General features: G+C 68.6%; 12 protein-coding genes. 6 read left to right on the top strand and 6 right to left on the bottom strand.

Annotation, left to right across the window (positions count from 1 at the left end; genetic code table 11):
* Positions 1-27: 27 nt before the first annotated feature.
* From ACTJI6_RS05250 to cls, 4 genes are read right to left on the bottom strand one after another with little or no spacing between them, the layout of a single operon-like run.
* Complete coding sequence (locus tag ACTJI6_RS05250) at positions 28-393, bottom strand: hypothetical protein (protein ID WP_440798465.1); 366 nt, start codon at positions 391-393, stop codon at positions 28-30.
* Positions 394-404: 11 nt separating this feature from the next.
* Positions 405-1,178: a DUF6478 family protein gene (locus ACTJI6_RS05245; protein ID WP_440798463.1), complete on the bottom strand. Its 774-nt coding sequence runs from the start codon at positions 1,176-1,178 to the stop codon at positions 405-407.
* A gap of 56 nt (positions 1,179-1,234) precedes the next feature.
* A complete protein-coding gene (locus ACTJI6_RS05240) occupies positions 1,235-1,519 on the bottom strand; it encodes a 4a-hydroxytetrahydrobiopterin dehydratase (protein WP_440798461.1) in 285 nt (94 codons plus the stop codon).
* A complete protein-coding gene (gene cls, locus ACTJI6_RS05235) occupies positions 1,516-2,943 on the bottom strand; it encodes a cardiolipin synthase (protein WP_440798459.1) in 1,428 nt (475 codons plus the stop codon). The genes ACTJI6_RS05240 and cls overlap by 4 nt, the downstream gene beginning before the upstream one ends.
* Positions 2,944-3,034: 91 nt before the next feature.
* Here cls and accD point away from each other — a divergent pair, with 91 nt between their 5' ends.
* Both accD and ACTJI6_RS05225 read left to right on the top strand, forming a co-directional pair.
* The gene (accD, locus tag ACTJI6_RS05230) at positions 3,035-3,955 is read left to right on the top strand and encodes an acetyl-CoA carboxylase, carboxyltransferase subunit beta (protein ID WP_126154171.1); all 921 of its coding nucleotides are present in this window, start codon (positions 3,035-3,037) and stop codon (positions 3,953-3,955) included.
* Positions 3,956-4,014: 59 nt separating this feature from the next.
* Positions 4,015-5,286, top strand: a complete 1,272-nt coding sequence (locus ACTJI6_RS05225) for a bifunctional folylpolyglutamate synthase/dihydrofolate synthase (protein WP_440798457.1) — start codon at positions 4,015-4,017, stop codon at positions 5,284-5,286.
* A gap of 15 nt (positions 5,287-5,301) precedes the next feature.
* Here the strand turns inward: ACTJI6_RS05225 and zapE are convergent, their stop codons facing one another.
* Positions 5,302-6,399, bottom strand: a complete 1,098-nt coding sequence (gene zapE, locus ACTJI6_RS05220) for a cell division protein ZapE (protein ID WP_126154219.1) — start codon at positions 6,397-6,399, stop codon at positions 5,302-5,304.
* A gap of 100 nt (positions 6,400-6,499) precedes the next feature.
* Between zapE and ACTJI6_RS05215 the strand changes: the two genes are divergently transcribed.
* On the top strand, positions 6,500-7,147 hold the full coding sequence (locus tag ACTJI6_RS05215) for a 5'-methylthioadenosine/S-adenosylhomocysteine nucleosidase (protein WP_440798455.1): 648 nt from the start codon (positions 6,500-6,502) through the stop codon (positions 7,145-7,147).
* 52 nt (positions 7,148-7,199) lie between these two features.
* Positions 7,200-8,996, top strand: coding sequence for an ABC transporter transmembrane domain-containing protein (locus ACTJI6_RS05210; RefSeq protein ID WP_440798453.1), 1,797 nt, complete (start codon positions 7,200-7,202; stop codon positions 8,994-8,996).
* 23 nt (positions 8,997-9,019) lie between these two features.
* Here the strand turns inward: ACTJI6_RS05210 and ACTJI6_RS05205 are convergent, their stop codons facing one another.
* The gene (locus ACTJI6_RS05205; RefSeq protein WP_440798451.1) at positions 9,020-9,556 is read right to left on the bottom strand and encodes a CAP domain-containing protein; all 537 of its coding nucleotides are present in this window, start codon (positions 9,554-9,556) and stop codon (positions 9,020-9,022) included.
* 169 nt (positions 9,557-9,725) lie between these two features.
* Here ACTJI6_RS05205 and lysM point away from each other — a divergent pair, with 169 nt between their 5' ends.
* Positions 9,726-10,238 (top strand): peptidoglycan-binding protein LysM, encoded by a 513-nt coding sequence (gene lysM, locus ACTJI6_RS05200; RefSeq protein ID WP_440798449.1) that lies wholly within the window; start codon positions 9,726-9,728, stop codon positions 10,236-10,238.
* A 143-nt stretch (positions 10,239-10,381) separates the two neighbouring features.
* Positions 10,382-12,265, top strand: coding sequence for an acyl-CoA synthetase (locus ACTJI6_RS05195; RefSeq protein WP_440798447.1), 1,884 nt, complete (start codon positions 10,382-10,384; stop codon positions 12,263-12,265).
* Positions 12,266-12,269: the final 4 nt, after the last annotated feature.

The following is a 12,269-nucleotide window of genomic DNA, read 5'->3' as shown; positions in this document are numbered from 1 at the left end:
AAAGCGTGACAGCCGGGTGACAGCCGCTCAGCCGCCCGCGGCCAGCCGCCGGAATTCGCGTTTCAGCAGATCCAGTTCGGCGCGCAGATGCGCGACCTCGGCCAGCAGCTCGTCGCCCGCCACCTGCCCCGACACCAGGGTCAGACGGGCCAGCACCTGCGAGCCGGGCGCGCCGGGTTCGCCCGCCACCAACAGCAGGCCATGCGCGCCCTGGTCGATGACGGTGCCCGGCAGGTCGGCCTCTACCGCCCAGACGCCCGGCCCGGCATCGCGCAGCCGGGCCTGGGCGACGACGGCGCCGCGATGGACCACGCAGGGCGGGTCGGGCTGGCGGTCCACCCGCAAGGCCCCGGTCCAGCAACCGCCCGCTACGCCGTGATCCTCGAACGTCATCGCGCGACCTTTCAGACCTGCGCCCGCGCACGATGCGACAGCAGCAGGTCGTTGATGCAGACCGCGTTCAGGCGCGGCGCTTCAAGGATCAGATCCAGCCAGGCCCGTTCCACGGGGCGGCTGGCCAGATCGGCATAGGCCAGATCGAATTCCGCGCGGCGGCGCGCGTCTGTCCCCTCGACCGGGGGACCCAGTTGGCGCAGCATGGATTCGGTATTCGGACCCTGCACCAGGTTGATGCGGGCATAGACGGTGATCGGCCGTTCGGCATCCAGGACCGCATCCAGTTGCAGGATCCGGTCGGCGCCCAGGGCCGCCAGGGCATCCTGGGGCAGATCCAGGGCCAGAGACAGGAAACCGCAGGACGTGCCCATCACCTCGATCTGAAGGGCATAGCAGGCGGCCTGGCCCGGACGCGGGCGCGCCGACTGGCGCAGGATCAGCGCCCGATGCGGGCAATCGTGCCACAGGGCCGCGTCATCGCCCAGCGGATGGCCGGTGCCGGGGGACACCGCCGCCTGCGGGCTGATCTGCCCGCACAGCAGGCGCGGCCGCCAGTGCCAGTCGGTGCCGGGGGGCAGGTCGTCATCCGCCAGCCCGGTCTTGCGCAGCATCCAGGGATCCGACGCCTGCAGGAAGCGCGACAGGCAGCGGTGCAGGGTCAGCGCCTCGTCGCGCAAAGCGGGGTCGACAGGGCGCGGCCTGCGGTCCAGCCGCTCGGCCAGACGCGCCCAGTCGGGGCGGCGCCGGTTCAGGCCGAAGATATCCAGCAGACGCGCGACCATAGGCAACCCCAACCCTGCCCCGCGTCGATAGACTGCGGGCGCGGCGCGGACAAGCCTTACGACAGCAGGGCGTCCAGATGCGCGGCGGCGGCGAAATCGGCATCCGTCAGCCCGCCCGCGTCACGGGTGGTGAAGGACACCTGGCAATAGCCCCAGCCGAAGGCCACATCGGCGTGATGGCCGCGCTTGTTGCCCAGCCAGGCGGCCAGGTTCGCCATCTCGACCGCCTTGGCGAAGCCCTTGAAGTCGAAGCGCCGGGTGATGGCCTTACCGTCCGGCGACAGCGACCAGCCGTCCCGGTCTGCCAGCCGCCGCGCGATGTCGTCGGGTTCCAGGATCACAGCAGCGGCGAGGCCAGGGCCAGCAGGTTGTTGCGCAAGCGGCGCAGGATCGACCAATTGCGCACCTCCTCCAGGGTGATCTCGCGCGACCGCTCGGCATAGCTGTCCTGCCGCGCGTCCAGTTCGCTGACGAATTCGTGGTCGAAGACGGCCATGTTCACCTCATAGTTCAGTTCGAAGCTGCGGCGGTCTAGGTTGGCGCTGCCGACCATGCCCATGCGGCCGTCGACCGTCAGGATCTTGGAATGCAGCAGCCCGTCCTGGAACAGCATGATCCGCGCGCCCGCCGACAGCAGGCCGTAATAGAAGCCCTGGCTGGTCGCGCCGACGACGAGGGAATCGTTGCGGGCGGGCAGGATCATCGTCACCTCGACCCCCCGCCGGGCGGCGGCGCGGATCGCGGCGTCCAGGGCCACGTCGGGCACGTAATAGGGCGTGGTGATCACCACCCGGTCGCGCGCCGCGTGCAGCATCCCCGCCAGGCAGTCGGAAATCGACCCCTGCCGCCGGTCCGGTCCGGTGGGGATGACCTGCGCGACCTCTCCGGGATCGGCGACCGGCGCCACGGGTTGCAGCATGTCGCCCAGATCCTTGCCGGTATAGCTCATCCAGTCGCCCAGGAAGACCGACTGGAACTGCCGCACGACGGGGCCTTCGACCGACATCAGGATATCGACCCAGGGCGCGAAGCGCGGCTTGATGGCAAAGGCCATGTCGGCGCAGTTGCGGCTGCCCGAAAAGGCGACGGCGTTGTCCACGACCAGGATCTTGCGGTGGTTGCGCAGATCCAGCCTGCGGAACAGCACGCTGATGAAGGGCAGCCCCCAGGGAAAGGCTGTCACGCATTCGGCCCCGGCCTCCTGCATCCGGGTCCACAGAGGCGACCGGACCAGCAGGCGCGACCCCAGGGCATCGACGATCACCCGGCATTCGACGCCGCGCTGCGCTGCCCGGGCCACGGCATCGGCGACCTTCTGGCCGGAATGGTCGGGCAGCCAGATGTAGAACAGGATATGGACATGGTCCCTGGCCCGGTCGATGGCGTCGATCAGCCGATCGATAGCGCCGTCGCTTTCCTCCAGCAGGTGGATGCGGTTGCCCGACAGCGCCGACATGCCGCCCACGGCCGCATTGGCGGCGACCACGGGCTGGGCATAATCGGGCGGCTCGGCGATGACGGCGGGGTTGGGGACGCGCAGGTTGGTCAGCCGGTCGCGCACGTCCGCCATGCGCTGGACCTCGGCCTGGTTCATCCGCACCTCTCCGAACAGCACATAGGCCAGGATGCCGACCAGGGGCACCGCCTCGATCACCATGATCCAGGCCAGCCGCACCGAGGGGTCCAGCCGCGGGCGGATCAGGACGCGCGCGATCAGGGCCAGCGTGACCGTCGTGTGAAGGATGACAAGAAACGAGGCCCACATGCCGCGCATCATTCCCGCCCGCCGCGGCAATTGCAATTCCCCCCGTCGCGGCCTATCTCGGGGGCTTGAAAGCAGCAGGGGCCGCCCGCGAATGAACTGGATCACCAACTATGTCCGTCCGCGCATCAATTCGCTGTTCTCGCGCCGCGAGGTGCCCGAGAACCTGTGGACGAAATGCCCCGAATGCGGGACGATGCTGTTTCACCGCGAATTGTCGGACAACCTGAACGTCTGCACGAATTGCGACCACCACCTGGCGATCAGCCCGCGCGACCGCTTCACGGCGCTGTTCGACGGCGGCGCCTTCCTCGAAGTGAAGGTGCCCGAACCCATCGCCGACCCGCTGGGCTTCCGCGACCAGAAGAAATACCCCGACCGCATGAAGGCCGCGCAGAAGGCCACGGGCGAGAAAGAGGCGATGCTGGTGGCCGAGGGCGAGATCGGCCGCACCCCCATCGTCGCCGCCGCCCAGGATTTCAGCTTCATGGGCGGGTCGATGGGCATGTATGTCGGCAACGCCATCATCGCCGCCGCCGAACGGGCGGTGAAGACCAAGCGGCCCCTGGTGCTGTTCTCCGCCGCAGGCGGCGCGCGGATGCAGGAAGGCATCCTGTCGCTGATGCAGATGCCCCGCACCACCGTCGCGGTCGAAATGCTGAAGGAAGCGGGTCTGCCCTATATCGTCGTGCTGACCCATCCCACGACGGGCGGCGTGACGGCCAGCTATGCCATGCTGGGCGACATCCAGATCGCGGAACCCAACGCCCTGATCTGCTTCGCCGGTCCCCGCGTCATCGAACAGACCATCCGCGAAAAGCTGCCCGAGGGCTTCCAGCGCGCCGAATATCTGCTGGAACACGGGATGCTGGACCGGGTGACGCATCGCAAGCATCTGCGCGACGAGCTGATCTCGATCCTGCGGATGGTCGGCCGGATGCCCGCCCCGACCCGCGCCGACCTGCCCGCGCCCGCCCCGGAACCCGCCCGGCCCGAACCCGCGCAGGCCGGATAGCTTCTTCTTTGTCCAAATACCCCAGGGGGTCCGGGGGCTGGCCCCCGGCTTTCAGCTGCATGAGCCATTCCGACGCCATCCTCGACCGCCTGATGTCGCTGCATCCCAAGGTCATCGACCTGTCGCTGGACCGAATGCACCGGCTGCTGGCGGCGCTCGGCAATCCCGAACGCCGCATCCCGCCGGTGATCCATGTCGCGGGCACCAACGGCAAGGGCAGCACCCAGGCGATGATCCGCGCCGGGCTTCAGGCCGGGGGCTTCCGGGTCCACGCCTATACCTCGCCGCATCTGGCCGGCTTTCACGAACGCATTCGCCTGGCGGGCGATCTGATCACCGAAGCCGCCCTCGCCGCCATTCTGGAAGAATGCGAAACGGCCAACACAGGCCAGCCGATCACCTTCTTCGAGATCACCACGGCGGCCGCCTTCCTGGCCTTCTCGCGCGTCCCCGCCGACTATACCTTGCTCGAGGTCGGGCTGGGCGGCAGGCTGGACGCCACGAATGTCGTCGACGCCCCGCGCCTGACGGTGATCACCCCCATCAGCATCGACCACACCCAATACCTGGGCGACACCCTGCCGCTGATCGCCGCCGAAAAGGCAGGCATCATCAAGCGCGGCGTGCCGGTGATCGTCGGCCCGCAACAGGACGAGGCATTGCGGGCGATCGAGGCCAGGGCATCCGGCCTGACCGCGCCGGTCTTCGCCCATGGCCAGCACTGGATGGCCGCGCCGGATCGCGACGGCATGATCTATCAGGACGATCATGGCCTGTGGGATCTGCCGCTGCCGAACCTGATCGGCCCCCACCAGATCCAGAACGCGGGCACGGCCCTTGCCGCGCTGCGTCAGCTGGGCGCGACGGCCGCCCAGGCCCGCGCGGCGGTGACGCAGGCCGAATGGCCCGCCCGGATGCAGCGCTTGCGCCACGGCCCGCTGGTCGATCTGGCCGGCCCCCAGGCGGAACTGTGGCTGGACGGCGGCCACAACCCTGCGGGGGGCGAGGCCCTGGCCGCGACCCTGGCCGCCATGCCGCCGCGCCCCACGCATCTGGTCTGCGGGATGCTCAACACCAAGGACATCGCGGGCTACCTCCGCCCGCTGGCCGCCCATGCCTGTTCCCTCACCGCCATCGACATTCCGGGCGAACCGAACACCCTGCCGGCCGAGACAACGGCGGGGGTGGCGGCCAGCGTGGGCATGATCTCGGGGGTGGCGGCGGATGCGGGGGCGGCGATCGCGGCGATCGCGGGCCGCGACCCCCAGGCGCGGATCCTGATCTGCGGATCGCTGTATCTGGCGGGCCGGGTGCTGCGCGAGAACGGCTGATCCTGCGAAAAGCGGTCAGTCCGCCTGTTGCCCCCAATCCGCGTCCTGCATTTCCCGCAAGCGGCTGGCGGTGCGTTCGAATTCGAAGCTGCCTTCGCCTTCGTTATAAAGCTGTTCCGGCTCGTCGGCGCCGCTGGCGATCAGGCGCACCTTGGCCTCGTACAGCGCGTCGATCAGCGTCACGAAACGCTTGGCCTCGTTGTAATTCGACGCCGACAGGCGCGGGATGGCGTCGATCATCAGCACCTGAACCGCGCGCGACAGCGCCAGGTAATCCGCCGGTCCCAGCGGCTTGCCGCACAGATCCCAGAAACCGGCGCGCCCGACGCCCTCCGCGAACAGCGGCAGGTCGAAGCCGCGCCCGCCGACCTCGATCCGGCGCGGCGCGCCCTCGCCGCCGGTCAATTCGTCCCAGATCCCGTCCATCGCCGCCTTGGCGGCGGCATCGGCGGGGCAGAACCACACCTGCCCGCCCGCGGTCCTGCCCTGCCGGTGATCGACCTGGCTGTCCAGGCACACGACCTCCAGCCTCTGGCGGATCAGGTCGATGAAGGGCAGGAACAGCTGCCGGTTCAGCCCGTGCTTGTACAGATCCTCGGGCACCCGGTTCGAGGTGGTGACGATCACCACCCCCTGTTCCAGCAGCACCTGGAACAGCCGCCCGACGATCATCGCATCGGCGATGTCGGTGATCTGCATCTCGTCGAAGCACAGCAGCCGGACCTTGGCCGCGACCTCCATGGCGACGGGGCGCACGGTGTCCCGGTCGCCCCGCAACCGGGCGCGGTTCAGCCCGGCCTGGATTTCCTGCATGAATTCGTGGAAATGCACGCGCCGCACGGGAACGGTCGCCGCCTCGGCCATCAGGTCCATCAGCATCGACTTGCCGCGCCCGACCCCGCCCCACAGATACAGCCCACGGGCGGCGGGCGCGGGCGGCGGGCTGCCGACGCCCAGGAAGGCCCGCCAGGCCGACCGCTTTTCCGGCGCGGGCGCGGCGGCGATGTCGTCCAGCACGCGGTCCAGGTGCGGCAGGACCGATTGCTGCGCGGCGTCGGGGCGGATCCGGCCCTCTGCCACGCGCTGCCGATAAAGATCGCTGACCTTGCCCATGGCGCGCCCTTGCCACGGTTGGCCGCCGCCCCGCAAGACCCAATGCTTGACCGCGCGCCGCCGCCTGTGCCACCCCTGCCCGGACAGCGCCAGAGGTTCCATGACCATGACCCCCACCCTGATCGCCGACATTCCCGTCCTGTTCGTGATGGCGGCCAAGGCAGAATACGGCCCGGCCCTGCGCGCCCGGATCGACCCGCTGATCACCGGCATCGGCCCGGTCGAGGGCGCGGTGCAACTGACCGCAGCCCTGGCGGCGATGCCCGCCTTGCCCCGGCTGATCGTGTCGCTGGGATCGGCGGGGTCGGCGCGGCTGGAACAGGCCGAGATCTATCAGGCCACCGCAGTCGCCTATCGCGACATGGACGCCTCGGCCCTGGGATTCGAAAAGGGGCGCACGCCGTTCCTGGACCTGCCGGTCCGCGTCGAATTGCCCCACCGCGTCGACGGGATCGCCACGGCCACCCTGTCCACCGGCGCCAATATCGTCAGCGGCACCGCCTATGATTCCGTGGCCGAGGACATGGTGGACATGGAAACCTTCGCCCATCTGCGCGCGGCCCAGCATTTCGGCATTCCGCTGATCGGATTGCGCGGCATTTCAGACGGCGCGGCGGATTTGCAGCACCTGTCGGACTGGACCCAATACCTGCATGTCATCGACGAAAAGCTGGCCTTGGCAGTGGACCGGATCGCCGACCAGCTTGCGGACGGACGGCTGATGCCCGGCGCCCCGCGCTTGTCCTGACCGCCGTCAGCCCCTAAACGCATGGGGGGCGCAGCTACCGGACAAGGCAGACATGGCACGCGGCACGACGATCATCTCCGACCGGCCCTCCAGCAGGCGCGTGGGCGCCCTAGGTGCGCTGTGGCCGTTCCTGCGGCCTTATCGCGTGCAGGTGGTGCTGGCGCTGTTCGCGCTGGCCGCGACCTCGGCGATCAGCTTGGTCCTGCCCCTGGCCGTGCGCCGGGTGGTGGACAATTTCGACGACGGCGCCGGGCTGCTGGACGAATATTTCGGCGCCGCGCTGATCATCGTGGCGCTGCTGGCCCTGGGCACGGCGGCGCGGTACTATTTCGTCACCCGGCTGGGCGAACGGGTCGTGGCCGATATCCGCAAGGCGGTCTTCGCCCGCGTCATCACCCTGTCCCCCGCCTTTTTCGAACGCGTGATGACCGGAGAGATCCTGTCGCGCATCACCACCGACACCACGCTGATCCAGTCGGTGATCGGATCGTCGCTGTCCATCGCGCTGCGCAACATGATCATCCTGGCGGGCGGCATGGCGATGCTGGCCTTCACGTCGCTGAAGCTGATGGGGCTGGTCCTGCTGATCATCCCGGTGATCCTGGTGCCGATCATCGTGCTGGGCCGCCGGTTGCGCGGGCTGTCGCGCAAGGCCCAGGACTGGATCGCCGCGTCGTCCGGGGCCGCGTCCGAGACGCTGCTCGCCGCGCAGACGGTGCAGGCCTATACGCATGAAGGCCGCAGCATCGCGCGCTTCGACAACGTGACCGAACGGTCCTTCGACGTGGCGCTGACGCGGATCCGCACGCGGGCGCTGATGACGGCAATCGTGATCTTCCTGATCTTCGCGGGCGTGATCGGCGTGCTGTGGGTCGGCGCGCGCGACGTGCAGGCCGGGGCGATGACCGCCGGGCAGCTGGTGCAGTTCGTGATCTATGCGATCCTGGTGGCCGGATCGACCGGCGCCCTGTCCGAGATCTGGGGCGAGTTGCAGCGCGCGGCGGGCGCCACCGAACGCTTGGGCGAACTGCTGGCGGCCGAGGACGCGTTGACCGATCCTCCGCGCCCTGTTCCCCTGCCCCGCCCGGTGCGCGGCCGGATCACCCTGGAAGAGGTCGGCTTCCATTATCCCACCCGGCCCGATGTCTCGGCCTTGGAGGGGGTCAGCCTGTCGATCCAGCCCGGCGAGACGGTGGCCCTGGTCGGCCCGTCGGGCGCAGGCAAGACGACGGTCATTCAGCTGATCCAACGGTTCTGGGATCCGCAATCGGGCCGCGTCACCCTGGACGGCATCGACCTGCGCGACATGGCGCGGGCGGATTTCCGGCAGGCCATCGCCCTGGTTCCGCAGGATCCGGTGATCTTCGCGACGACCGCCCTGGAAAACATCCGCCTGGGCCGTCCCGACGCCTCGCCCGCCGAAGTCCAGGCGGCGGCGCGCGCCGCCCATGCCCATGACTTCATCAGCACCCTGCCCCAGGGATACGACACGCCGCTGGGCGAACGCGGCGTCATGCTGTCGGGCGGGCAGCGCCAGCGCATCGCCATCGCCCGCGCCATCCTGCGCGACGCCCCGGTCCTGCTGCTGGACGAGGCGACAAGCGCCCTGGACGCGGAATCCGAATCGCTGGTCCAGGCAGCCGTCAACCGTCTGTCGGAAGGCCGCACCACGGTCGTCGTGGCGCACAGGCTGGCCACGGTGAAGAAGGCCGACCGCATCGTGGTCTTCGACGGCGGCCGGATCGTGGCCCAGGGCACCCACGACGCCCTGGTGGCCGAGGGCGGGCTTTACGCCCGGCTGGCGCGGATGCAGTTCATGGACATGCCCGCCCTGCCGGACCCAGCCTGACCGGCGCCTGACCGGCGAACCGCTTACCGGGGCGCGGCATAGACCGCCGCCCAGAACCGCGTCTTGCCGTCCGGCCCGATGGCCTGGCCGATCCCGTAATCGCGGACCTGCGGGATCAGGATATTGGCCCGGTGCCCGGACGATCCGTTCCATTCCGCAAGCACGCGGCCTTGCGAGAACGGCCCGGCGGCGATGTTTTCCGCCGTGACCGAAGGGGCATAGCCCGCCGCCTTCACGCGCGGTCCGGGCCCGGTCGTCTTGCTGCCCAGATGGGTCATGCGGCCGCGCTGCGCCATGTCGCAGGCGTGCCGGGCCGCGACCTGCGCCAGGACCGGGCTGGGCCGCACGGGGGGCAGGCCCGCGCTGCGGCGCAGGGCATTGGTGGCCGCCGCGCCCTGTTCGTTCTGGCCGGGCGAGGTGGCCAGGCAGGTCGCCTGGCCCGCCGACATCAGTTGCATGGCATGGGGATCGCCGCTGCGGGCATCGGAGGCGGTTTGCGCGCAGCCGGACAGGATGGCACCGCACAGGGCGGCAGCGGACAGCAAGGGAAGTCGTGTCATCGGGTTCCACCTTTCGAAGCGAAGTGCATCCTACGGGTGAAATTATGAATGGATTAACAATGCACGATTGTCATATGGGTCTGGGATTGCGGAATGACCAGATGGAACGCTTGCATAAAGCCCGCGTTTTTATTCAAATCGTTCCGTAACATGCTTGAAAGGACGCAGCATGGCCATCTGGGATTTCGTCAAGGACGCCGGGAAATCGGTCTTCGGCAAGGCCGAAGCCGCCGAAGCAAAGCCTGCCTCGCAACCCGCCGCCGCAGCCGGCAAGCCTGCCCAGGATCCCGACACGGCCCGCAAGGTCGCGGCGCTCAAGGCGGAACTGCGCGCGCTGAACCTGGACAAGGACGACGTGCACCTGACCCTGCGCGGCGATACCGTCAGGATCGACAGCAAGGGCGCCGACCGCGAGACCTTGGAAAAGCTGGTGCTGGCCGTCGGCAATATCGAGGGCATCGCCAAGGTCGAGGCCGACCTGCCGGATACAGGCGCCGGGGCCGAGGCCGGGCAGGCGCCGGTCTTCCACACCGTCAAGAAGGGCGAGACGCTGTCGGCCATCGCCAAGGCCTATCTGGGCAATGCCAGCAAATACAACGCCATCTTCGAGGCGAACCGGCCCATGCTGACCGATCCCGACAAGATCTATCCCGGCCAGACCCTGCGCATCCCGCAGGGCTGAGGGCCCTGACGCGGCGTCGGCCATGTCCTGACGCCGCGTCCTGACGCAGCGGGGCGCCAAGCCTCTTGCCGCCTTTCCCGCCCATGGCCCATGGTATGCAAAAGCGGGATCAGGAGGGTGGTCCCAGGACTGGGGGAGGATGGATGACCCGTTTCATCAGCTATGACGACCGCAACGCCTTGGAAGCCGAGATGCCGTATCAGGCGCGGGATCTTCCGGTCACGATCTACGGCTTTCTGGCCCGCACCGCCGAACGTTTTCCCGACCGGCCCGCGATCAGCTTCCAGCTTCTGTCCGGTCCGGGCGACCACGCCACCACCCTGACCTGGCGCGAATTGCTGGAACGCGTCACGGAAACCGCCAACCTGCTGCGCAAGCTGGGCGTCGGCCCGACCGACACGGTGGCCTATCTTCTGCCCAACAGCATCGAAACCCCGGTGGTTCTTCTGGCGGGCGCGACGGCGGGGATCGTCAACCCGATCAATCCCCTGCTGGACGCCCAGCAGATCGCGGGCATCCTGCGCGAAACCCGCGCCAAGGTGCTGGTCACGCTGCGCGCCTTCCCGAAAACCGATGTCGCCCAGAAGGCCGCCGAGGCCGTGGCCCATGCCCCCGACGTCACCCATGTGATCGAGATCGACCTGAACCGTCACCTGCGCGGGCTCAAGCGGCTCATCGTGCCGCTGATCCGCCCGCGCGTGAAGCGCCGCCACAAGGCCAAGGTGCTGAACTTCGAGGCCGCGACCAGTGCCGAGAAGCACACCCGCCTGGATTTCGAGGATGTGCAGCAGGACCGCGTGGCGGCCTTCTTCCACACCGGCGGCACCACCGGCACGCCCAAGGTCGCGCAGCACAAGTATTCCGGCATGATCTATAACGGCTGGCTGGGGGGCACGCTGCTGTTCGACGAAACCGACGTGCTGATGTGCCCGCTGCCGATGTTCCATGTCTTCGCGGCCTATCCGGTGCTGATGTCCTGCATCGCGTCCGGCGCGCATGTGGTGATGCCGACCCCGGCCGGATACCGGGGCGAGGGCGTCTTCGACAACTTCTGGAAACTGATCGAACGCTGGCAGGCGACCTTCCTGATCACCGTGCCGACCGCCATTTCCGCGCTGATGCAGCGGCCGGTCAATGCCGACGTGTCCTCGCTGAAAACCGCCATCTCGGGTTCCGCCCCCCTGCCGATCGAGCTTTACAACCGCTTCAAATCCGCCACCGGCGTCGAGATCGCCGAAGGCTATGGCCTGACCGAGGCGACCTGCCTGGTCAGCTGCAACCCCGTGGACGGCATCAAGAAGGTCGGATCCGTCGGCATCCCCCTGCCCTATAGCCATGTCCGCATCCTGAACCATGACGACAGCGGCCGCGTCCACGAATGCCCGACCGATGTGGTGGGCGAAATCTGCGTCGCCAATCCCGGCGTGTTCCCCGGATCGACCTATACCGAGGCCGACAAGAACCACCACCTGTTCGCCGAGGACATCTATCTGCGCACCGGCGACCTGGGACGGCTGGACCCGGACGGCTATCTGTGGATCACGGGCCGCGCCAAGGATCTGATCATCCGCGGCGGCCACAACATCGACCCCGCCGAGATCGAGGAGGCGATGCTGTCCCATCCCGCCGTGGCCTTCGCGGGCGCCATCGGCCAGCCCGACAGCTTCGCGGGCGAACTGCCCTGCGTCTATGTGGAACTGGTGGCGGGCGCCTCGGTGACGGAATCCGACCTTCTGGAACACGCCAAGGCCCATATCCACGAACGCGCCGCGATCCCCAAGCATATCGAGATCCTGCCCGAACTGCCCAAGACCGCCGTGGGCAAGATCTTCAAGCCCGACCTGCGCCGCCTGGCCATCAAGCGCGTCTATGACGCCGCCCTGTCCGGCACCGGCGCCCATGTCGCCGAGGTGGTCGAGGACAAGAAGCGCGGCCTGGTGGCGCGGCTTGCCCGCGAGGGCAGCGTGGACGAAAACGCCGTCAGGGCGAAGCTGGGCGAATTCACCCGGCCCTGGGACTGGGCATGACGGC

It is taken from the genome of Paracoccus sp. 22332, assembly GCF_052045125.1.
GTDB lineage: Bacteria > Pseudomonadota > Alphaproteobacteria > Rhodobacterales > Rhodobacteraceae > Paracoccus > Paracoccus haematequi_A.
Note: the sequence above shows the minus strand (reverse complement) of the source record. Positions and strands in the feature narration are given on the sequence as shown.

Excerpts from the sequence above, each read along its gene's own strand:
- ACTJI6_RS05245 (WP_440798463.1), bottom strand. The coding sequence starts at position 1,178 with ATGGTCGCGCGTCTGCTGGATATCTTCGGCCTGAACCGGCGCCGCCCC.
- lysM (WP_440798449.1), top strand. The coding sequence starts at position 9,726 with ATGGCCATCTGGGATTTCGTCAAGGACGCCGGGAAATCGGTCTTCGGC.
- ACTJI6_RS05195 (WP_440798447.1), top strand. The coding sequence starts at position 10,382 with ATGACCCGTTTCATCAGCTATGACGACCGCAACGCCTTGGAAGCCGAG.
- ACTJI6_RS05225 (WP_440798457.1), top strand. The coding sequence starts at position 4,015 with ATGAGCCATTCCGACGCCATCCTCGACCGCCTGATGTCGCTGCATCCC.
- ACTJI6_RS05215 (WP_440798455.1), top strand. The coding sequence starts at position 6,500 with ATGACCATGACCCCCACCCTGATCGCCGACATTCCCGTCCTGTTCGTG.
- ACTJI6_RS05205 (WP_440798451.1), bottom strand. The coding sequence starts at position 9,556 with ATGACACGACTTCCCTTGCTGTCCGCTGCCGCCCTGTGCGGTGCCATC.
- zapE (WP_126154219.1), bottom strand. The coding sequence starts at position 6,399 with ATGGGCAAGGTCAGCGATCTTTATCGGCAGCGCGTGGCAGAGGGCCGG.
- ACTJI6_RS05250 (WP_440798465.1), bottom strand. The coding sequence starts at position 393 with ATGACGTTCGAGGATCACGGCGTAGCGGGCGGTTGCTGGACCGGGGCC.
- cls (WP_440798459.1), bottom strand. The coding sequence starts at position 2,943 with ATGTGGGCCTCGTTTCTTGTCATCCTTCACACGACGGTCACGCTGGCC.
- ACTJI6_RS05210 (WP_440798453.1), top strand. The coding sequence starts at position 7,200 with ATGGCACGCGGCACGACGATCATCTCCGACCGGCCCTCCAGCAGGCGC.
- accD (WP_126154171.1), top strand. The coding sequence starts at position 3,035 with ATGAACTGGATCACCAACTATGTCCGTCCGCGCATCAATTCGCTGTTC.